Raw genomic sequence first — 19,344 nt, 5'->3', positions numbered from 1 at the left:
TCCTGTCTTTTACAACTAACTTAAAAAACGTTAAAAATCAATTTTAAAAAAACGACTGACCGGACCCCGCTTTTTAATTACACCGGGTTAATTGATTTGTTAAAGGGGTTCTGTTATGTAAAATTCAGGAATTTACAATTGACGCGCTGAAAACCGACAGCTGACAGGAACGGACTGAAAATGATATCCATCATTGGCAAATTAAAAGTGGGCCGAAACGATCCATGCCCCTGCGGGAGCGGCTTAAAACATAAAAAATGCTGTTTGAATAAACCGGGGGTTGAGGAAAATAATATCAAGGAAACCTATGAACAAAAGTATCAAATTCGCCTGAAGGAGCCGGCCGACATCGAAGCGATTCGAAAGGCCGGCAGACTGGTTGTCGAGACCCTGGAACGGGTGGAAGCCGAATTAAGGCCCGGCCTGACCACCGAGGACATCAACACCCTGGTGCATGAGATCACCATTAAAAACGGCGCCATACCAGCCCCGCTGAACTATAAGGGCTTTCCAAAGAGTGTCTGCACTTCGGTCAATGAGGTGATCTGTCACGGCATCCCGGGCGGCTATAGCTTAAAATCCGGGGACATCATCAATGTTGATGTCACGCCGATCATGGGCGGATACTATGCCGACGCCAGCAAAACTTATATTGTGGGCACGCCCGGTCCGGATGCACTGAAAATCGTCGAAGTAGCCCGGGATTGCCTAAAAATCGGCATGTCCCAAGTCAAGCCGGGCAGCACCCTGGGCGATGTCGGCTGGGCCATTCAGCAGCATGCCGAAAGCCGGGGCTGTTCCGTGGTCAGAGAGTTTGTGGGGCATGGGATCGGTTTTGACTTTCATGAACCGCCCCAGGTCCTTCATTACGGCGAAAAGGGCACGGGCATCGTCCTGGTGCCCGGCATGGTGTTTACCATCGAGCCCATGATCAATCTGGGCAAAAAAGAACTGATTATTTTAGCCGACAAATGGACGGCGGTGACAAAGGACGGATCGCTCTCGGCCCAGTTCGAGCAGACCCTCCACGTGACCCCGGACGGATTTGAAAGCCTCACCCCGTTTGATTTATAATCTTTCACCCCCCCCAAAAAAAAGCATTAAAAAAATAGTGCTTTGATTTTTTAGAATAAGGTCACCGGCCATCCCTTCACTACAGGCATCTTTTGTGTGAGTTGTGTTTTTATGCTTTACAGCTCCATATCTTATGCCCTGTCACGCAAACCGCTGGGGTTGCTGGTTCTGACATGCGTGCTTCTGTCCGGATTTTTTGTCTGCTGGATTACCGGGGGAAAAAGGGCGTCAAGTCAGATGAAGCAAGATTAGAATAAGGATTTGCGGATTAGAGATTGCTAACTTCGGCGGGAATAAGCATCATGTGTTGCGAGGCTTCCAGCTGCTTTGAACAGTATCCCGCATAACAACCATCAGACTCGACCAGTCTTTTTCCGAATATCTTGAGATTGCCTGCATGACACGCTGGTGGATTTTTAACAGGGTAGGTTGCTTAAGACGTATTATCAAAATTCCGTGGTGAGCTTCATCCCTATGAATTGAAAAGCCTTTGTCAGTCGTAATCAAGACGCACTTTTGCATTTGAACTCTTTGCCATAGCGCTTCATCATCTAAACCCTGATCGTCAGTGCCACGAATATCAATAACCTCATGCCCCTTCTGACGCAGCTCATTTATCGTCATTAGCGGGATGTTTTCGTCCGCAAAAATCCTCATAAGGCATTTTCAAACATTTCAATAGGGGTAATCTGTTCTTCAGCAAGCGATGCTGCGTAATCCAGGCAAGCGTAGATGTCTTCAACCTTAAGGGAAGGATACTCTTTAAGGAGTTCTTCCATTTTATCACCGTTGGCCAGCATTCGGATAATCTGATAAACAGGAATCCTTGTGCCCTTGATGCAGGCTTGCCCGTGACAAGTTTTAGGATCGACTGAAATACCTTCAATCATAATAATACTCCTATATGTTTTTTTTGCTCATTAGATCGGCGCATGATTCTGCAACCATAAAAATAATCTTTTTGAGCTGTAATATAGTCCATTAATGCATATTTAGGCAACTTTTTTATTCGTCTACGACTGGATACCCTGTTATCGTCAGGAGGGAGGAGGAGAGCTATATTTTATCAGCTTAAGTGAAATATTCCTGAATGGCCTGGCACAGTCCGGGGATGGTGTAGTCTTCGGCGGTAATGTGAACTTTGAATCCCAGCTTTTGAGCGGTTTCGGAAGTTATCGGCCCGATGCTGGCGACGGCGACATCCTTTAAAAGCGATTTAAACTTTTCCTGCGGTAAGAGCGACTTGAAATTTTTGGCCGTTGAGGAACTGGTAAACGTAATCAGGTCGACTTCCTTATCCTCAAGCAGTTGGATGAGTCTTTCGGCATTGTCGCTGACCGCAAGGGTGCAATAGACCGGGATGTCGTCCACAACAGCCCCCATCTTTTCCAGTTCAGCGGGCAGGACCGGCCTGGCTTCTTTGGCGCGGGGCAGCAGCATCTTTTTGTTTTTGACGTCGATAGCGGCAAAAGCGGCCACCACGGATTCGGCCCGGTAGTCCTGGGGAACGATGTCGCTTTTGATGCCGAAACTAAATAGCCGCCCCTCCGTTGCAGGGCCGATGGTTGCGGTCTGCAGGCGGCCGAGGGCGCGCACATCCTTGTTTTTTTCAAACAGGCGTTTGAAGAAAAAATCCACTGCGTTCACACTGGTAAAGACCAGCCAGTCGTAAGCGGAAAGATTTTCGATGGCGCTGTCCAAAAGGGCCCGGTCATCGGGCGCGGCGACTTTGATGGTGGGGTATTCCAGGCAGTCCGCGCCCAGTTCAGAGAGCTCTTTTACCAGGTCGCTGGCCTGCTCGCGGGCGCGGGTGACCACGATTTTTTTCCCCAGCAGGGGTCGGGTTTCAACCCACTTCAATGTTTCCCGCAACTGTACCACCCGGCCGACGACTGTAATCGCCGGGGCTTTCAGGCCGGCGGCTTTGACCCGTTCAACGATGGTGGCCAGGGTGCCGGTAACCGTCATCTGTTGGGGTGTGGTGCCCCAGCGGATCAATCCCACCGGGGTGTCGGCGGGCATGCCATGCGCCATCAGCTTTTGAGTGATATTCGGCAGATTTTTTACCCCCATGAAAAAGACGATGGTGCCGATGCCCTTGGCAAGCGCTTTCCAATTGATGTTCGATTTTCTCTTAGCCGTTTTCTCATGCCCGGTGACAAAGGCCAGGGTGGATGTGAAATCCCGGTGGGTAAGGGGGATGCCGGCATAAGCCGGCGCCGCAATGGCGGAGGTCACTCCCGGAACCACTTCAAAAGGGATGTTCTCCTTGACGAGGGCTTCCGCTTCCTCACCGCCGCGGCCGAAAATAAAGGGATCGCCGCCTTTCAGACGGACTACGGTAAGTCCCTGCCGGGCCTTGCTGATGATCAGATCATTGATTTCCGGCTGTGGCAAAGTGTGGTGCCCCTCTTTCTTGCCGACATAGATCAATTCGGCTTTTTCAGAGGCATGCTTGAGCAGGGCGGGCGATGCAAGATAATCGTAGATGATAACATCCGCCCTTTGAATACAATCCTTGCCCCGTAGGGTAATTAAATCCGGGTGACCCGGACCGGCGCCGACGAGGTAAACTTTACCTTTGGGTTGGTGCTTGTTCATTCGCTTTCAGTTCATCCAATATTTTTTTGGCGCCCATGGACAGCAGGCGTTCGGCCAGGGTAGTGCCGATTTTTTCAGATTCTGCTGCGGGGCCTGATAATCTATCCCGGATAATAGTGGTCCCATCCAGATTGGCAACCAGACCCTGGAGGGTAAAGTCGTTGTTTTTTATGGCGCCATGGGCGGCAATGGGGACCTGGCAGCCGCCTTCCAGGCGATTTAAAAAAGCCCGTTCCCCCCTCACGACCGTTTGGGTTGCCGGGTGGTTGAGGCCTGCAACAGCCGCGGCGGTGCGGGCGTCGTCTTTTCTGAGTTCAATGCACAAAGCGCCCTGGCCGACGGCGGGGAGCATTACCGCGTCATCCAGGTATTCGGTTATTTTATTCTCAAGGTTGAGTCGCCTGAGGCCGGCAGCCGCCAGGACAATGGCGTCGATATCTTCAGTTTCAAGCTTGCGGATACGGGTGTCGAGGTTGCCCCTTAACGGCAGGATGATAATATCCGGTCTCCGGTGGAGCAACTGGGCGGCGCGCCGGAGGCTGCTGGTCCCGATGCGGGCGCCGTTTCGCAACTGTGCCAGCGGCAGGCCGGATTTGGATATCAGAGCGTCCTGGGGGCTCTCCCGCTTTGGAATCGGGCCGATGCATAACCCCGCCGGGATGTCTGCCGGCATGTCCTTTAAACTGTGAACCGCGAGATCGATGCGCCCGTCGCTGAGCGCTTCTTCAATTTCTTTTACAAAAAGCCCCTTGCCGCCTACCAAGGCAAGCGGCGTGTCCAGAATTTTATCCCCCTTGGTTTTGATCGTAACAATTTCAATCAAAAGGGAAGGATTCATCCTCTGGATGGCGGACCGCACCCAGTGGGCCTGCCAGAGTGCGAGTTGGCTGCCCCTGGTTCCTATTTTAACGGTTGCCGGCATCAGTGCCCGCATCCCGCACAACTGCCGGCCGAACAGCCGCCACAGGAGGATGCGGATGCGGATGAGCGCATGGTTTCCCCGCTGCCGCCCTTACTGACAAACCCGCATGCAGACATCAGTTTTCCGACGTTCTTGCTCTTACAGCACGGGCAGACAGGTTTGTCGCTGCCAAAAACCAGATATTCAAACTCCCGGTTGCATTTTTTACAACGAAACTCATAGATCGGCATTCAATATTCCCCCTGTTCAAAACTATTTTTAACCTTTATGGGTTGAATTAAAAATAGGTATACTATTCATAAAATCAATGGCCATACTCTTATGTTTTTGGTTTGAAGTCAAGCGTTCATCGGAACTATATTCCACCAAAACAAATCAATTTGCCGGCGGCGTATTCCCGAAAAGGATATGGGCGCTCGGTTCAACGGAAACGTAAGGCCGAAAAGGATTTTCCAGTTAAATAGGCGGTGATTTTCAATAATTTCTTTGGGCTTGACACCTTCCATCTGCTTTTTTATAGTCAGCAAGCCGTATTTTAACGAAATTTCAATGGGTTTGACGCGTAAGTATTTCTTTGAAAAAGGGAGGGCAAGGTATGGCTGCGGATCTGAGATCTTTTATTAAAAAGCTTCAGAAGGAAATGCCCGATGAAGTCATTGTGGTTAAAAATGAAGTCGATCCCAAATTCGAGATAACGGCCATCCAGCAAAAACTTGAGAATGAAGGCCGTTTTCCATTTCTGATTTTTGAAAATGTGAAAAATGTAAAAGGCCGGAAAAGCGGTTTCAAAGTCGCCACCAACATTTTTGCCATGCGCCAGTATTGCGCCGTTGCGCTGGGCCTGGACCGGGAACAGTGGCGCATGGAGACCAGTTTCAAATTTGCCGAAAGATGCCTGCAGCCGCAAAAGCCGGTGGTGATCGACAAGAGTGCTGCGCCGGTTAAGGAAGTGGTCATTACAGGCGCTGATGTCGACCTCAGGGACCTGCCGGTGGTGACGCATCATGAGATGGACGGCTATCCCTATCTTCCGGATGCGGTGGTTGCGGCGGACCCCGATACCGGCAAAAATTACAATTCATCCCACCATCGCATGATCGTGGCCGGCAAAACGGAGTCGCGCATCTGGATGTCGCCGCGGCATTTATGGAATTATTACATGCGCGCCCAGGAACAAGGCAAGCCCCTGCCGATCGCCCACGTGCCGGGTCATCATCCCGGATTTTATCTGGGTTCCGAGGCCATCAGTTCCATGGAGGTCGATGAGTATGAGACCATCGGCGGCGTCATCGGCGAACCGCTGCGGCTGGTCCCTTCAGAAACTTACGGAGAACGGCTGCTGGTGCCGGCCGATGCGGAAGTCATTGTCGAGGGTGAAATACTGCCCAACCAGCGGGATGCAGAAGGGCCGTTCGGTGAATTTACCGGTTACTATGGCCCCCAGCGCTGGTCGCCGTCGGTTAAAATAACGGCCGTCACCCACCGCAGGGACCCCATCTACCTGAACATTTTAGTGGGGCATGCGGATACGGCTATTTTAGGCGGCATTCCCAAGGAGGCCGGCATATACGAGGAGATCAAACGGGCGGTGCCGGGCGTCAAAGCGGTTCATTTTCCGATTTCAGGCTGCTGCCGCTTCCATGCCTATATTTCACTGCATCAGCGGGTTGACGGCGAAGGAATCGTTGCCGGTATGGCGGCTTTTCCCCATCATGACGAACTCAAACACGTGATCGTGGTGGATGATGACGTCGATCCCTTTAATGAACGCGACGTGCTGTGGGCCATGGCGACCCGGGTGCAGCCGGACCTGGATATCAATATCATCAAGAACGCACGGGGCGGGGCCCTGGATCCTTCCGCGGTCAAACATGCCGTGGGCGGCAAAATGATCATTGACGCGACCCGGCCGGTCAACCGGCCGTTTTCCGAAAGGATCAATATTCCGGCCGACGTGATGGACCGGATCGACCTCAAAGATTTTATAGGCTGAGAAAGGGGACGATTATGGCTAAAATTTTCTGGGTGGTGTGCCCTAAATGCGACCGAAAATTCTATGCCGCCAAGGATGATTTCCGGTTCCAGCCGCGCAAGCTCATGTGCCCCTTTTGCAGCGAAAGGTTCCTGGACAAAGAGGCCAGGGACGTGATCGACAGCGACTGATATAGGCATCTGTCAAAATCATGTTCCGTCTCAATCGGCAGAAGGGGTATTTTTCAACGGCCTCGTATCGAGGAAGAAACATGACCGATGCATTTGAAGACCACTGCTGGAAAGATATTGTCGATCCGGAGATTCTGGATATCTACAGCGCCTACAAAAGAAAGACCTATATCGGTTCTAAACCGATCTTGCTGGCCATCGATTTATACAATCTGGTATTTGAGGGCGGTCCGCTGCCGGTTCATGAGGCCGTAAAGACCCATCCAAGTTCATGCGGCAGTTTCGCCTGGGATGCCATCCAGCCCATTCAGGACCTGCTGGCCCTGGTCCGTTCTAAAAACATCCCGGTCATCTACACCACCAATGACATCCGCAAAAAAACTCAAAACACAGCTGTGCATGCCACCCATCGAAAGGCCCGCAAACTTAGTCCCCGGGCATATGAAATCAAGGCGGAATTCAGTCCACGGCCGCAGGATCTCATTATCCGGAAAGAGCGTGCCAGCGCCTTTTTCGGCACACCATTGATTGCCTATCTGACCCGGCTCGGAGTGGACAGCGTTATCGTCTGCGGTGAAAGCACCAGCGGATGTGTGCGGGCCAGCGTGGTGGATGCCTATTCATACGGCTTTCATGCGGTTGTGGTGGAAGAATGCTGTTTTGACCGCAGCCTACTTTCCCATAAGGTCAACCTGTTTGATCTGCATCATAAATATGCCGATGTCATGCACCTTCAGGAAGTCAAGGCACATCTGAGTGAAACCATTCTGAACTGACATGCAGATACTCTCCAGACAAGCCCGGCAGGCTGTTTTCCAAATATACCTTCCGTCCTTGATCATGGCCCTGGGGATCGGGATGATCGTTCCGGCGGTGCCTCTCTTGGGTCGGACATTCGGGGTTTCCATGGGGCTGGCGGCCCAGGTGGTGACCGCCCAGGTGCTGGGGCGGGCCGTATCGATGATCCCTTCGGGCATGCTGCTGGACCGGACCGGTTTTCGCATGGGTATGATGATTGGGGCCGCTATCGCTGTTATCAGCACGGTGGCGACAGCCTTTGCACCGTCCTTCTGGATCATTCTGCTTTCCCAGTGCTGCTGGGGCGTGGGCCTGACCCTGTGGCGGCTTGGTCGGGAACTGGCGGCCATCGACCTGGTAAAGGTGGACCAGCGCGGCCGCCAGATGAGCGCCCTGTTCGGCATCCATGCCTCGGGAACGGCGCTGGGGCCGGCCATCGGCGGCATTATTCTGGACACCTGGGGGTTTCGGAGCCTGTTTTTAATATTTGCCGCCATGGCGGCGGTGGTTCTGGCTATTTCAGCAACGGTCCAGGAGACCCATGAGCGCGCGGCCGTTTCCCGTCGGGAGGTTTTTAATTTTGCCCGGCTCGATCAAATCGAGCGTTATTTTCGTGGAACCTATCTTGTTTTAATCCTTGCCACCTTCGGCGCCATGCTGCGCTCCGAAGTGCTCAGCAGCATGCTCCCCATCTATGTGGTCGATGAACTGGGCTACAGCGCGACCCATGTCGGTTTTATCTTTTTTGTCATCGGCGCCATCACATTCGGCATGATCGTTCCGGCGGGGGTGATTTCGGACAAGTTCGGCCGCAAATGGGCGACCGTTCCGCCGGCCCTGCTCTCCGGGATCGCTTTTGCGGCCTATCCGCTGGTAACCGGACCGTCGGGGCTGATGGTCCTGGCGGCCATGCTGGGAATCGCCAACGGCATGGCGCTCGGCTCCATGACGACCTATACCTACGACATCGTCCCTTACCGCACCCGGGCCCAATTGCAGGCCATGCGTCGGACCATCGGGGAAGTCGGTGCATTCACCGGTCCGCTCCTGGGGGGCGTCATCGCGAACCTCTATGGCGCCGCCATCTCCTTTCTGTTTTTTGCACCGCTGCATCTGCTGGCGGCCTTCTTGCTGATGTTTGCGGCCAAGGAGTCCCTGCCGCGGCGGAGAAAAAAGGAAGAACATGATTAGCTGAGGGGCGAGGGCCGGAGTCCAGAGGGCGGCAAATTAAATAGCTTCTAATATTATTCAGATGATTCACCACGGAGGCACGGAGGACACGGAGAAATGAATCCATTTGTCTGAACGGGAGATACCGGTTCAGACAAAATATACACCCTATGTACGTTATCAGCTTATGCAGCGATAATTAAGGAGATGATTTTTTGCCCGTCGCCGCCTGCCCAGTTAAACCTTACAGTTTAACCGGGGTCTCCCGATGGGCAAAAATAAAAGTTCCTCCGTAATCTCCGTGTCTCGAATGAGTGCAGCGAATGGGTGGTGAAATTAAAAATAATACATTACGATACTTAAGAATAGTTGTAATAGGCGCGATTATCTTTCCAATTTTTCGATCACACCGGCGGCGATAAGGGGCAGCAGGATTTCGTGGTGCCCGATGAGGTTAAATCCCTGGCCTCCCCCGGCGGTGGGCCGTTTGACCACATTGGTCAGGGGGCGATAGTGAGCGATAAAGTCCATGTTGACGGTGGTAAAGCTGTCCAAGCGGTGTCCCAGGTTGCGGGCCAGGCTGACGGCTTTGAGAAAAATTTCCGGTAAGATGACAGCCGAGCCGACATTCAGGTAAACGCCGCCCTCGAGATCGGCCACCAAGCCGGCAAAGGTGCGAAAATCCCGGTGGGAGGCTTCCCCGGCGGCGGCCGGGTCAAATTGCGGGTGCATGTGGATAATGTCGGTTCCGATGGCGACATGCACGGTAACCGGAATGCCCAAACGGGCGCCGGCGGCCAGGATGCTTTTATCGCTAAAGGGGAGTTTGTTGCCGATGATGGACCTGCCCACAGCTTCACCGATTCCGATCTGCTGCTGGCCGGCATATTGAATGGCCTCGCATAAGAAAACGCCGGTTTCATCGGCCATGCCGAAAGCGCCGTCCTGCAAAGAGGCAGACACGTCTTCGGATGTCTGGCCCGTCAGGGCCAGCTCAAAGTCATGGATAATTCCGGCGCCGTTCATGGCAACGGCCGACACAATGCCGCGTTCCATCAAATTCACCACCACCGGATTAAGCCCGACCTTTATGACGTGGGCCCCCATTCCCAGGATGACGACCTTCTCATTTTCAGCGGCGGCGGCCATTGCCGCAATCACCTTGCGAACATGGTCGCCGGCCAGGATGTTCGGCAGGGAATCGAGAAAATTTGTAAATGACGACCCTTTTTGCCAGGGCCTGGCAGCGTCATTGACCTTAACCAGGCTCTTACGGTCCGAAAGCGGGCGCGTTTTGATGTGATTCAGGTCGATGGGTTTGATGGGCTTTTTCATGCTAAAATTTTTCCAGAAAAAGAATCCGGTCCACCAGTTCGCACAGTAGATGCCCCAGCATAATGTGGGCTTCCTGAATTCGGGCGGTTATCCGGGATTCAACCGCAAAATTTAAGTCGACCATCTCGGACAATTTGCCGCCCGGTCCGGTCAGGCCGACGGTCAGGAGTCCGATTTCTTTTGCGGCGGCAGCAGCCCGGATGACATTGCGGGAATTGCCGCTGGTGCTGATCCCTAAGGCGATGTCCCCCTTTTTCCCCAGGGCCCGGAGCTGCTTTTCAAATATTTCGTCAAAATGGTAGTCGTTGGCGATGCTGGTGATGATGGATGTGTCCGTTGTCAGGGCCAGGGCGGCCAGCGGCTGCCGTTCGATCCGGAAGCGGTTGATGAATTCCGCAGCGATATGCTGAGCGTCGGCGGCGCTGCCGCCGTTTCCAAAAACAAGCAGTTTATGGCCTGAAACGATGGCGGTCGCCACCATTTCAGCAGCCTGAATGATCCGGTCGAGATGGCCGGTGATGAACGCTTCCTTGACCCGGATGCTGTCTGAGAGCGCCTCCAGAATGATGTCTTTCATAAATCAGGCGTGTCCTTTTCTTCTAATCATGCTGTAACCATTAAGAGGCCTTTGCCATCAAGCGGTCCCGGATCTTGTCTATGAATTGAGTGGAATCATGGCCGAGCTTTACGGCCTTTTTAAATTCATTTAAGGCCGGTTCCAGCATATTTTGATCTAGATAAAGCGTTCCCAAACGGTGGCGGAAGAGGCCGTTGTCGGGGGAGATTTCGATGCTTTGCCGGCAGAACATGATGGCAATCTCCGCATTTTCGCCCATCACCCCAAACAGGTCTCCCAGGGCGGAAAGCGCAGCTGCGTCATTGGGATTCAGTTTGATGGCCTTGCGGTAGGCGTCGGCCGCCTTGGCGGGCATGGCGCCGGCCACATAACAGTCGCCGAGGTAACGATAAACCGATCCGGCGGTCGGATGGCGGTCGGCTGCTTTTTCAAGATAGCGCCGGGCGTTTTCAAAGTCGCCCATCTCCAGGTATAGCCGGCCGGTTTGAAACAGGATTTCAAACACGTCTTTTGAAATGTTCAGCGCTTCGAGAAAGCGCGTCAGCGCCTTTTCCTGTTGGCCGGACAGCATGTGGACCAGACCGGCGTTATAGACGGACATGGCTTCGCCGGCATCCAGCTGAATGGCGGTTGAAAATGTTTCCAGGGCTTTTTCAAAAGATCCCTGGAGGCCGTAACAAACGCCCAGACTGTTGTGGACATTTACATTGGCCGGGTCCAGCAGCAGGGCCAGCTTAAATTCTTCAATGGCGCCGGGGATGTCGCCTTCATGGTAACGCTTATCGCCGCTGATGTTCAAGCTGACGGCATCAAAGGAGACGCAGCTGCCGGGGCCGAAAAAAGCGGCATGGTCAAGGGCCTTGTAGGCGTTTTCAAGCACCTGGCGCTTGGAAAAGGTGATGGTCGGGTAAGCCGCGATTCCGATGGAAACGGTTTCCCGGCAGTGAGCGGTAAGTGCTTTGCGGATTTTCTTGGCTGTCTTCAAAGAAAACAGAGCGGTTTTTTCCGGAAAGAAGCACCCAAGTTCATCTGACTTTAAGCGGCCCCACAACCCGTTTGCGGTTTTACAAAAGGTGTCGATGATTTCAGCCGCGGCCAACAGACAGTCCGTCGTCAGCCGGGTTTCGGACGGATTGCTGCGAAAATTATCGATGCGCATGACCAGGGCGCTGAACTTTTGGCACATATAGAGTTCGGCCATGGCATGGTTCAGAAATTTGCGGTTGCTGAGAGCCTGGGGGTAGGCTTCCAGTAAAGGATCCGGAGTGACGGCGGCAGCCTTGAAGGTCGGTTTGGGTTTGGCCTCGGGGTCTGTTCGGGATAGTAAAAATTGCCGGGTTGAAGCGCGTCTGCGAATAAGTTCCTGCTGCTTGGTCATGGGGCCGTCCTTTCCAGTAGGCCTTTGAATGCGGCAGCAATGACCGGAATCTCGCTGTCCCGGACGGTGCGCAGGTCCATGATAAAAAAATCATCTTCAATCCGGCCGATGACGGCGGGTTTAGACTGCCGCAAGTAGTCGTCGATGCCGTTGGCGGGCATCCCCTGCACCGTGACGCCCAAACAGAAACTGGGAAGTTTCAGAAGCGGCAGCGCACCGCCCCCGACCCGGGAATCCAGCTGCAGGGACTTAACCTGCAGGTCCGGAGATTTCAGCGCCATGAGCCGTCTTCGGAGTTTATTGGCTTTTTTCCGGATCACATCGATGGGCAGCGTCATCATCCGCAGGGTCGGGATGGATGCCATTGCCCGGGGTTCATCCCGGTATAACGACAGGGTCGCCTCCAGCGCCGCCAGCGTCAGCTTGTCGATCCGCAGGGCCCGGGCGAGGGGGGTTTTTTTGATGCGGTCCAGCATTTCTTTGCGGCCGACAATAATGCCGGCCTGGGGTCCCCCCAGAAGCTTGTCGCCGCTGAACGTGACCACGTCCGCACCGGTTCTGACGGAGTCCTGAACGGTGGGTTCCTTTATCAGTCCGTAGCGGGAGAAATCAATAAAGGTCCCGCTGCCGAGATCTTCCATCACCGCAATCTGATACTTTTGCCCGAGCGCCACCAGCTCTTTCAGCGAAACTTCCGCGGTAAACCCCTCGACGCTGTAGTTGCTTTTATGGACCTTCAGCAGCAGGCCGGTATGGCTTCCAATGGAACCTTCATAGTCTTCGGGATGGGTCCGGTTGGTGGTGCCCACTTCTTTCAGGATCGCACCGCTTTTGGCCATGACATCCGGAATGCGGAATGATCCGCCGATTTCAACGAGTTCTCCTCTGGATATCAGGACCTGTTTATCCTTGGCAATGGTGTCCAGCGCCAGGAAGACAGCGCCGGCATTGTTGTTGACAACCAGGGCGGCTTCCGCGCCGGAGAGTTCGCAGAGAATGTCTTCCACGCTGGAATAGCGCGAGCCCCGTTTTCCGGTTTTAAGATCAAACTCCAGATTGGAGTATCCGCCGGCGATGTCTGTCAGCTGCTCAAGGGCTTTATCACAGAGGACGGAACGGCCCAGATTGGTATGGATCACCACTCCGGTTGCATTAATGACAGGGGCCAGCTTCGGGGCCATGAGCGCACGGGCGGCGGTCTTGACGGTTGCCAGGATCGAAGGTTCGCTGAGGGCTTTTTCAGGGTCATCGGCTTTGCCGGAAAGAATTTCCGCCCGAAGCATTTCAATGACGGTGCGGATGGCGCGGACCAGAACAGATTTCGGAAGGGTCTGAAAGAATGGGTCTTCTTTGGAAATTTCAAGAAGGTGGTCGACGCCGGGAAGCATCCGCAGGCGGGAATGCATTGTGTCAGTTTTTGCCATAAATCATTCCGGGGTAAAAATAGTGGGTTCCGATCACCGGGTAAAGACTTCCGAAAAATCCTTTATTTGAAACTAATACAATTTAAAGCTAATTATTTCAATATTTTTTTTAACGCTAGCAGGGGAATTGAAAAAATGCTTTATCGGATGCCGATTTTGGTCTATATGATGAATTAAGTCCTCTGTTTCGTAAATATCATAACGTATTTTTTAATGATTCACCACAGACATAAAGAGTGCGTCGGCAGCAACCGCATTTTTGAACAGCGAAAAGCTTACGAAATTAGCGCCTCCGGCAAGCAGTGCGGCTCGGGGATAACGACTGTCAACCAGGAGTGTGGCCGTGACACCAAAGCGTGTGTTTATCGTCAATCCCAATGCCGGCAACGGCTCCACCGGTTTGAACTGGCCGCATATCCGCGTGCTGGCCAAAAGCAGCCTGGCTCCATTTGAGTATTACATTACCACCGGTCCCGGGGATGCCGGCTGTTTTGCCAAAGAGGCCATCGCTTCAGGGGCGGATCAGGTGGTCTGCGTCGGTGGGGACGGGACCCTCAACGAGGTGCTCAACGGCTACATGGCCCACGCAGAAAGCGTTCGTTCCGGCGTCCGACTGGGCTTTATTCCCAACGGGACCGGGTGTGATTTTATCAAAACGGTTCAGATACCGGGCAATATCAAACAGGCTGTGGGGGTGATCGCTGCAAACAACGTGTGCGCCGTCGATGTCGGCAGACTTCATTATAAAGACCATGACGGCAATACCCGCTGCCGCTATTTTCATAACATCAGCAGTTTCGGCCTGGGCGGAGAGGTCGACCAGCGGGTCAACCGGACCGCCAAACCGTTTGGCCCCTTTGTATCCTTTATATGGGCAACCTTGGTATCCATATTTCAGTACGGCAAAAAAAAGGTCTATCTGAAAATTGATGATCATTTTAGACAGACCTGCATCGTATGGAATGTGGCCGTTTCCAACGGTCAGTACCACGGCGGCGGGATGTGGGTTGCGCCGGATGCGTCTGTTGATGACGGGTTGTTTCATGTCACCGTCATCGGCGATCTGAGCGTGCCGGAAGTGCTGCTCAATCTGCCACGGCTGTATAACGGCCGGATTTTGCAGGTGAAGAATGTATTTTCCGTTACCGGCAGAAAAATAGAGGCGTCGTCGTCCCAGCGGGTCTTGCTGGATATTGACGGCGAGCAGCCCGGGACCCTGCCGGTTGTCATAGACCTGTTGCCCCGTGCGCTGAACCTGATCACGCCCGAGAGGTAAAAGAAAAGGATTCGATGGTTCAAGAGATCCAGGGCTTGCGGCGAGCTCAGTCGAACGGTTCAGGGGAAGTGAAAATAAGCGATAAAGCTGGGAGGCTGGGAAGCCGGGAAGCTTAAAGGGCAACGCCTTGACGTCATAGCATCCAAGCATCCTATCGTCACGCAAGGCGTTTTCAATTTAAACAGAATTGTCTAAACAGCATTTACCATAAACGCCTTTAAGGGATCTTATGAAAAATATGCTGGTTACAGGCGGCGCCGGTTTTATCGGGGCAAATTTTATCCGATATCTGTTAGTGGAATCCGACTTTTCAGGCCGCATCGTCAATGCCGACAAGCTGACCTATGCGGGCAATCCGGAAAACCTGGCAGATATTGAACAAACGTTTTCCGACCGGTATTATTTTCAAAAAGTCGATATTTGCGATGCCGCTGCTCTGGCAAAGATTTTCAGTGAATTTGAAATCGACTCGGTTTGCCATTTTGCCGCAGAATCGCATGTGGACCGGTCGATTGCAGCACCGGATGCGTTTGTCCAGACCAACATCGTCGGCACCTTTAATCTGCTGGAAGCCGCCCGGGGGCATCAAGGCCGGCTGATCCGTTTTCATCATATCAGCACGGATGAAGTCTACGGGTCCCTGGGGGCTGACGGTTATTTCAGGGAAGACACCCCCTATGACCCCAGCAGTCCCTATTCCGCCTCCAAAGCGGCCTCCGATCATCTGGTGCGGGCCTACTTTAAAACATACGGCCTGCCCGTAACCCTGTCGAACTGCTCCAACAATTACGGCCCCTATCAGTTTCCGGAAAAACTCATTCCGCTGATCATCCTCAATGGTATAGAAGGCAGCGCCCTGCCAATCTATGGCGACGGCCGCAACATCAGGGACTGGCTGTATGTCGAGGACCACTGCCGGGCGGTGTGGGAAGTCATGAAAAGGGGCGAGCCGGGAAAAACCTACAATATCGGCGGCCGCGGCGAGATGCGCAACATCGATGTCGTCAGGATGATATGTGATCTCTTGGACGATATGGAACCGCTGCCGGACAAGCGCCCGCACCGGGACCTGATTCAGTTTGTCAAAGACCGGCCCGGTCATGATTTGCGATATGCCATCGATTTTTCAAGACTGCAGCGGGAATTGGGCTGGGAGCCGATCGAGTCGTTTAAGACCGGCATCCGCAAAACAATTGCCTGGTACATGGAAAAACGGGACTGGGTTGAGCGGGTGAAAAGCGGCGCTTACCGGGAGTGGATGGAAGATCATTACCGGCAAGGCTGAAGGGGGATAGGCTGACAACTGGCAATTGGCAATTGAGAATTGAGAATTGCCACAACCCTTTGCAAGCCAACATAAAAGGATGTGCATGAAACCCTCAAAAGACTATATTATTTTCCCCCTGGACGTTCCCACAGCGGCTGAAGCTCGGAAGTACGTTGAACTGCTGGCGGATGATGTGGGCATGTTTAAAGTCGGATTGGAGCTGTTTGTCCGTTCCGGGCCTGAAATCGTAAAACTGATTCAAGCGTGCGGTCCTGCGGGAATTTTTTTGGATTTGAAACTTCACGACATTCCGGCAACGGTTGCGGGCGCCATGAAGGTCATTGCAGACCTGGGCGTTCAGTTTGCAACGGTTCACTGCGGCGAGTCGCCGGCAATGCTGCAGGCGGCGGTTGATGCCGCAGGCCGGAGCGTCGGTGTTCTCGGCGTTACGGTTCTGACCAGCGTTTCCGCTAAAGACATCCAGGCGGCCGGTTTCAGCCCGGAGTATGCCGGCGATCTGTCCGCCCTTGTCATGAAACGGGCGTCAATGGCCAAGGCCGCCGGCTGCACCGGAATCGTCTGCTCCGGCCTTGAAGTAAAATCCGTGAAAGCGAAATTCGGCAAGGATTTTGTTGCCGTCACCCCGGGGATCAGGCCACTCTGGGACGCAGGCAAAGATGATCAGAAACGAATCACCACTCCGGCCCAGGCCGTCAAGGACGGCGCCGATTACCTGGTTATCGGTCGTCCCATTCGCAACGCAGACGACCCGCGGGAAGCCGCTCGGCGGATTGCGGAAGAGATTGATGAAGTCATATGATTTTTAAAATGAGGAGCAGCTCTTGTCATGAGTACGGAAGTTCCGGTTGCGCGGATTACAAGTAAAATATATCTCATACGCGGCCAAAAGATCATGCTGGATAGGGATCTGTCAGAACGTTATGGAGTTGAAACCAAGGTGTTAAAGCAGGCTGTCAAGAGAAATATTGATCGTTTTCCTGAAGATTTTATGTTTGAACTTGGGAGGGATGAGTTCGCAAACTTGAGGTCACAAATTGTGACCTCAAGTTTGCGTGTGCTTCGTTAATCGAAGTCATCGGGCAATTACTTGAAACTCATCGAATTTTGGATCTTAATCGATAGTGGACATATGCGTGTTTCCAGAAGAGTGATCAACGGACTGAGCCGCCGTGAATTTCTGATTATGACCGGCATGGCCGCTGCCGGGCTGACCGCGGGGTGTGCCGTCAACCCGGTCACGGGAAAATCCCAGTTCATGATCGTGGATGAACAGCAGGAGATAGCGGTCGACCGGCAGCAGTCGCCGCACCAGCTTTCTTCGGATTACGGGACCGTCCGGGACCGAGGCTTGCAGGACTACATCCAGGCCACCGGCAAGCGGATTGCCGCCAACACCCACCGCAGCCATATGCCTTACAACTTTCACTGCGTCAACGCCAATTATGTAAACGCTTACGCGTTTCCCGGCGGCAGCATCGCCTGCACCCGGGGAATCCTGCTGGAGCTTGATAATGAGGCGGAGCTGGCGGCCCTGCTGGGGCATGAACTGGGCCACGTCAATGCCAGGCATACCGCGGAAATCATGTCAAAGGCCGCGCTGGCCGGCATGGCCGCAGGCGGACTTTCCATCCTGACCGGTGCGGCCCTGGGATCAGGCGCCGGCAAGATTGCCGGGCAGCTCGGTCAGCTGGGCTCGGGCGCCCTGCTGGCCTCATACAGCCGGGACAACGAACGCCAGGCAGACAGCCTGGGCATGGAATACATGGCCAGGTCCGGCTACGGTCCCCAGGGCATGGTGGGCCTCATGGAGATGCTCAACAGCATGAGCCGGCACAAGTCCGGTGCCACGGATCTTCTCTTTGCCACCCATCCCATGAGCGCTGAACGCTACCAGACATCGGTGAGCCAGGCCACCGACGATTACCGGCAGTACAGCGGCCAGCCATTGTTTCGAGAGCGATACATGGACGCTACCGCCGATCTTAGAAAAATCAAAGCCGCCCTTAAAACGATGCAGGAGGGTGAAGCGGCCATGGGCAGGGAAGCTTACAGTCAGGCCGAAGAACTGTTCAAGCAGGCCCTTGTCCAGGTTCCTGACGATTACACAGGCTTGCTGCTGATGGCCAAGTGCCAGCTGGTCCAGAAGAAAGACGGCGAGGCGGAGCGCTATGCGGACAGGGCCAGGCAGGTCTATCCCGATGAGGCCCAAGGCTGTCATATCAGCGGCATTGCCAAGATCCGCACAAAAAAATACGAAGCCGCCCATGAGGATTTTTCTACCTACGAGCGGCTTCTTCCGGGAAATCCCAACACGGTGTTCTTCAAGGGTCTTTCCCTGGAAGGCATGCAGAAAATCGATCCGGCTGCGAAGGCCTACATCCGATATCTGAACCAGGTCCGGCAGGGGAAACTGGCGCAATATGCGTATCAGCGGCTGAAGGAGTGGGGTTACATCAAGTAGTAACGATATGGACTAAGTGCTGTATGCTCAGATACCGGTCAGTAAACCGAGCGGTGAGTGAGAAAATTCAGATTCGAGGTTTGTCTAATGTAGTCCGAAATTATTCAGATGAAAAGTAGTGTGGCGGTTTATGGCAAGGAGTGCTCGGGCCTCAGGCGCTGTTTAAGTAAAGCTCTACTTATCAATTCCACTTGAGCACTTAACGGTCAAAAGGAAATATCAATTATGAAATGGATAAAAATGGCGGCTTTATGAATCGTCGAAAATTTTTAAGCTATTGCGTAAAAACCGGAATGACTCTCGGTTTTGGCAGCTTAACCTCCTGCGTAGCAACCAACAAGACATTACCAACAGCTCCGGCCCACCCCAATGCCTTGCAAGGCGTTAAATTTGCAAGGGTTGATGCGCACGGTCATACGGTTCCTGGTCTGAAAGCGGATAGAGTGATTTCTTTGATGGATATGGCAGGCATCAGTCACATGGTTTTGATGGCCAGGGGACGGAACGATGCGCTAACCACTGAGATATACAAACAAGCTCCGCAGAGAATTCTGCCGTTTGTGAGCAGCATGTATCCTGGTTGGCATAGGCAAGATGAGCGGGTGCTTTCCTTTGCCGAGAGACAACTCAGCACCGGTATTTTCAAGGGGGTTGGTGAAGTGATGCTGCGGTACTACGGAATCCCTTCAAAGGATGAACCTGCTATTAATGTGCCGGCTGATTCTCCCTTCATTAAGAAATTAAGCGATATCGTCGTACAATACAATGTCGTGATGACTGTCCACATGGAGCCCGAGGCTGATGCGATCAGATCCCTGGAAAACTTACTGGACTACAACAAGAAGCTTAGGCTGGTATGGGCGCATTGCGGGACGGT

At 53.4% G+C, this 19,344-nt stretch carries 20 protein-coding genes; 11 read left to right on the top strand and 9 right to left on the bottom strand.

What is annotated here, in order from left to right; genetic code table 11:
* Window positions 1-180 precede the first annotated feature (180 nt).
* Window positions 181-1,074, top strand: a complete 894-nt coding sequence (gene map / locus P1P89_03535; GenBank protein ID MDF1590566.1) for a type I methionyl aminopeptidase — start codon at window positions 181-183, stop codon at window positions 1,072-1,074.
* A gap of 300 nt (window positions 1,075-1,374) precedes the next feature.
* Here the strand turns inward: map and P1P89_03530 are convergent, their stop codons facing one another.
* The 5 genes from P1P89_03530 to P1P89_03510 form a co-directional block, all read right to left on the bottom strand.
* Window positions 1,375-1,698, bottom strand: a complete 324-nt coding sequence (locus tag P1P89_03530) for a DUF5615 family PIN-like protein (GenBank protein MDF1590565.1) — start codon at window positions 1,696-1,698, stop codon at window positions 1,375-1,377.
* Window positions 1,699-1,727: 29 nt separating this feature from the next.
* Window positions 1,728-1,964: a DUF433 domain-containing protein gene (locus P1P89_03525; protein ID MDF1590564.1), complete on the bottom strand. Its 237-nt coding sequence runs from the start codon at window positions 1,962-1,964 to the stop codon at window positions 1,728-1,730.
* A 181-nt stretch (window positions 1,965-2,145) separates the two neighbouring features.
* Window positions 2,146-3,675, bottom strand: a complete 1,530-nt coding sequence (gene cobA / locus P1P89_03520; GenBank protein ID MDF1590563.1) for a uroporphyrinogen-III C-methyltransferase — start codon at window positions 3,673-3,675, stop codon at window positions 2,146-2,148.
* Window positions 3,650-4,597, bottom strand: a complete 948-nt coding sequence (hemC, locus tag P1P89_03515) for a hydroxymethylbilane synthase (GenBank protein MDF1590562.1) — start codon at window positions 4,595-4,597, stop codon at window positions 3,650-3,652. The genes cobA and hemC overlap by 26 nt, the downstream gene beginning before the upstream one ends.
* The gene (locus P1P89_03510) at window positions 4,597-4,827 is read right to left on the bottom strand and encodes a zinc ribbon domain-containing protein (protein MDF1590561.1); all 231 of its coding nucleotides are present in this window, start codon (window positions 4,825-4,827) and stop codon (window positions 4,597-4,599) included. The genes hemC and P1P89_03510 overlap by 1 nt, the downstream gene beginning before the upstream one ends.
* Before the next feature lie 365 nt (window positions 4,828-5,192).
* Between P1P89_03510 and P1P89_03505 the strand changes: the two genes are divergently transcribed.
* The 4 genes from P1P89_03505 to P1P89_03490 all read left to right on the top strand — a co-directional run bounded on the left by P1P89_03505 (window position 5,193) and on the right by P1P89_03490 (window position 8,749).
* Complete coding sequence (locus tag P1P89_03505) at window positions 5,193-6,590, top strand: UbiD family decarboxylase (protein MDF1590560.1); 1,398 nt, start codon at window positions 5,193-5,195, stop codon at window positions 6,588-6,590.
* A gap of 14 nt (window positions 6,591-6,604) precedes the next feature.
* Complete coding sequence (locus tag P1P89_03500) at window positions 6,605-6,760, top strand: hypothetical protein (protein MDF1590559.1); 156 nt, start codon at window positions 6,605-6,607, stop codon at window positions 6,758-6,760.
* 80 nt (window positions 6,761-6,840) lie between these two features.
* The gene (locus P1P89_03495) at window positions 6,841-7,536 is read left to right on the top strand and encodes an isochorismatase family protein (protein MDF1590558.1); all 696 of its coding nucleotides are present in this window, start codon (window positions 6,841-6,843) and stop codon (window positions 7,534-7,536) included.
* A 1-nt stretch (window position 7,537) separates the two neighbouring features.
* The gene (locus tag P1P89_03490; GenBank protein MDF1590557.1) at window positions 7,538-8,749 is read left to right on the top strand and encodes an MFS transporter; all 1,212 of its coding nucleotides are present in this window, start codon (window positions 7,538-7,540) and stop codon (window positions 8,747-8,749) included.
* 363 nt (window positions 8,750-9,112) lie between these two features.
* On the opposite strand, the gene P1P89_03485 is transcribed toward P1P89_03490, so the two are convergent.
* The 4 genes from P1P89_03485 to selA are packed head-to-tail and all read right to left on the bottom strand — an operon-like array spanning window position 9,113 to window position 13,442.
* Window positions 9,113-10,063 carry a deoxyhypusine synthase family protein gene (locus tag P1P89_03485; GenBank protein MDF1590556.1) on the bottom strand — a complete coding sequence of 317 codons (951 nt, stop codon included), beginning with the start codon at window positions 10,061-10,063 and terminating at the stop codon, window positions 9,113-9,115.
* Between the two features lies 1 nt (window position 10,064).
* Entirely contained in the window at window positions 10,065-10,640 is a 576-nt protein-coding gene (locus tag P1P89_03480) for a D-sedoheptulose 7-phosphate isomerase (protein MDF1590555.1), read from the bottom strand.
* A 40-nt stretch (window positions 10,641-10,680) separates the two neighbouring features.
* Entirely contained in the window at window positions 10,681-12,018 is a 1,338-nt protein-coding gene (locus P1P89_03475; GenBank protein MDF1590554.1) for a tetratricopeptide repeat protein, read from the bottom strand.
* Window positions 12,015-13,442, bottom strand: a complete 1,428-nt coding sequence (gene selA / locus P1P89_03470) for an L-seryl-tRNA(Sec) selenium transferase (GenBank protein ID MDF1590553.1) — start codon at window positions 13,440-13,442, stop codon at window positions 12,015-12,017. The genes P1P89_03475 and selA overlap by 4 nt, the downstream gene beginning before the upstream one ends.
* Before the next feature lie 343 nt (window positions 13,443-13,785).
* Here selA and P1P89_03465 point away from each other — a divergent pair, with 343 nt between their 5' ends.
* The 6 genes from P1P89_03465 to P1P89_03440 all read left to right on the top strand — a co-directional run.
* Window positions 13,786-14,718 carry a diacylglycerol kinase family lipid kinase gene (locus P1P89_03465; GenBank protein ID MDF1590552.1) on the top strand — a complete coding sequence of 311 codons (933 nt, stop codon included), beginning with the start codon at window positions 13,786-13,788 and terminating at the stop codon, window positions 14,716-14,718.
* A 229-nt stretch (window positions 14,719-14,947) separates the two neighbouring features.
* Window positions 14,948-16,003 carry a dTDP-glucose 4,6-dehydratase gene (gene rfbB / locus P1P89_03460; protein ID MDF1590551.1) on the top strand — a complete coding sequence of 352 codons (1,056 nt, stop codon included), beginning with the start codon at window positions 14,948-14,950 and terminating at the stop codon, window positions 16,001-16,003.
* An 85-nt stretch (window positions 16,004-16,088) separates the two neighbouring features.
* On the top strand, window positions 16,089-16,805 hold the full coding sequence (gene pyrF, locus P1P89_03455; GenBank protein ID MDF1590550.1) for an orotidine-5'-phosphate decarboxylase: 717 nt from the start codon (window positions 16,089-16,091) through the stop codon (window positions 16,803-16,805).
* Between the two features lie 27 nt (window positions 16,806-16,832).
* Window positions 16,833-17,072, top strand: coding sequence for an ORF6N domain-containing protein (locus P1P89_03450; GenBank protein ID MDF1590549.1), 240 nt, complete (start codon window positions 16,833-16,835; stop codon window positions 17,070-17,072).
* A 63-nt stretch (window positions 17,073-17,135) separates the two neighbouring features.
* Entirely contained in the window at window positions 17,136-18,467 is a 1,332-nt protein-coding gene (locus P1P89_03445; GenBank protein MDF1590548.1) for a M48 family metalloprotease, read from the top strand.
* A gap of 230 nt (window positions 18,468-18,697) precedes the next feature.
* A partial coding sequence (locus P1P89_03440; GenBank protein ID MDF1590547.1) for a hypothetical protein occupies window positions 18,698-19,344 on the top strand: 647 nt, incomplete at its 3' end.

The sequence above is a fragment of the Desulfobacterales bacterium genome (genome assembly GCA_029211065.1).
In the GTDB taxonomy this organism is placed as follows: Bacteria; Desulfobacterota; Desulfobacteria; order Desulfobacterales; family JARGFK01; genus JARGFK01.
This window is presented reverse-complemented; position numbering and strand designations above follow the sequence as displayed.

Excerpts from the sequence above, each read along its gene's own strand:
- hemC (MDF1590562.1), bottom strand. The coding sequence starts at position 4,597 with ATGCCGGCAACCGTTAAAATAGGAACCAGGGGCAGCCAACTCGCACTC.
- P1P89_03495 (MDF1590558.1), top strand. The coding sequence starts at position 6,841 with ATGACCGATGCATTTGAAGACCACTGCTGGAAAGATATTGTCGATCCG.
- P1P89_03500 (MDF1590559.1), top strand. The coding sequence starts at position 6,605 with ATGGCTAAAATTTTCTGGGTGGTGTGCCCTAAATGCGACCGAAAATTC.
- P1P89_03480 (MDF1590555.1), bottom strand. The coding sequence starts at position 10,640 with ATGAAAGACATCATTCTGGAGGCGCTCTCAGACAGCATCCGGGTCAAG.
- pyrF (MDF1590550.1), top strand. The coding sequence starts at position 16,089 with ATGAAACCCTCAAAAGACTATATTATTTTCCCCCTGGACGTTCCCACA.
- P1P89_03510 (MDF1590561.1), bottom strand. The coding sequence starts at position 4,827 with ATGCCGATCTATGAGTTTCGTTGTAAAAAATGCAACCGGGAGTTTGAA.
- P1P89_03530 (MDF1590565.1), bottom strand. The coding sequence starts at position 1,698 with ATGACGATAAATGAGCTGCGTCAGAAGGGGCATGAGGTTATTGATATT.
- P1P89_03445 (MDF1590548.1), top strand. The coding sequence starts at position 17,136 with ATGCGTGTTTCCAGAAGAGTGATCAACGGACTGAGCCGCCGTGAATTT.
- map (MDF1590566.1), top strand. The coding sequence starts at position 181 with ATGATATCCATCATTGGCAAATTAAAAGTGGGCCGAAACGATCCATGC.
- selA (MDF1590553.1), bottom strand. The coding sequence starts at position 13,442 with ATGGCAAAAACTGACACAATGCATTCCCGCCTGCGGATGCTTCCCGGC.
- P1P89_03490 (MDF1590557.1), top strand. The coding sequence starts at position 7,538 with ATGCAGATACTCTCCAGACAAGCCCGGCAGGCTGTTTTCCAAATATAC.
- P1P89_03505 (MDF1590560.1), top strand. The coding sequence starts at position 5,193 with ATGGCTGCGGATCTGAGATCTTTTATTAAAAAGCTTCAGAAGGAAATG.
- P1P89_03450 (MDF1590549.1), top strand. The coding sequence starts at position 16,833 with ATGAGTACGGAAGTTCCGGTTGCGCGGATTACAAGTAAAATATATCTC.
- cobA (MDF1590563.1), bottom strand. The coding sequence starts at position 3,675 with ATGAACAAGCACCAACCCAAAGGTAAAGTTTACCTCGTCGGCGCCGGT.
- rfbB (MDF1590551.1), top strand. The coding sequence starts at position 14,948 with ATGAAAAATATGCTGGTTACAGGCGGCGCCGGTTTTATCGGGGCAAAT.
- P1P89_03485 (MDF1590556.1), bottom strand. The coding sequence starts at position 10,063 with ATGAAAAAGCCCATCAAACCCATCGACCTGAATCACATCAAAACGCGC.
- P1P89_03525 (MDF1590564.1), bottom strand. The coding sequence starts at position 1,964 with ATGATTGAAGGTATTTCAGTCGATCCTAAAACTTGTCACGGGCAAGCC.
- P1P89_03475 (MDF1590554.1), bottom strand. The coding sequence starts at position 12,018 with ATGACCAAGCAGCAGGAACTTATTCGCAGACGCGCTTCAACCCGGCAA.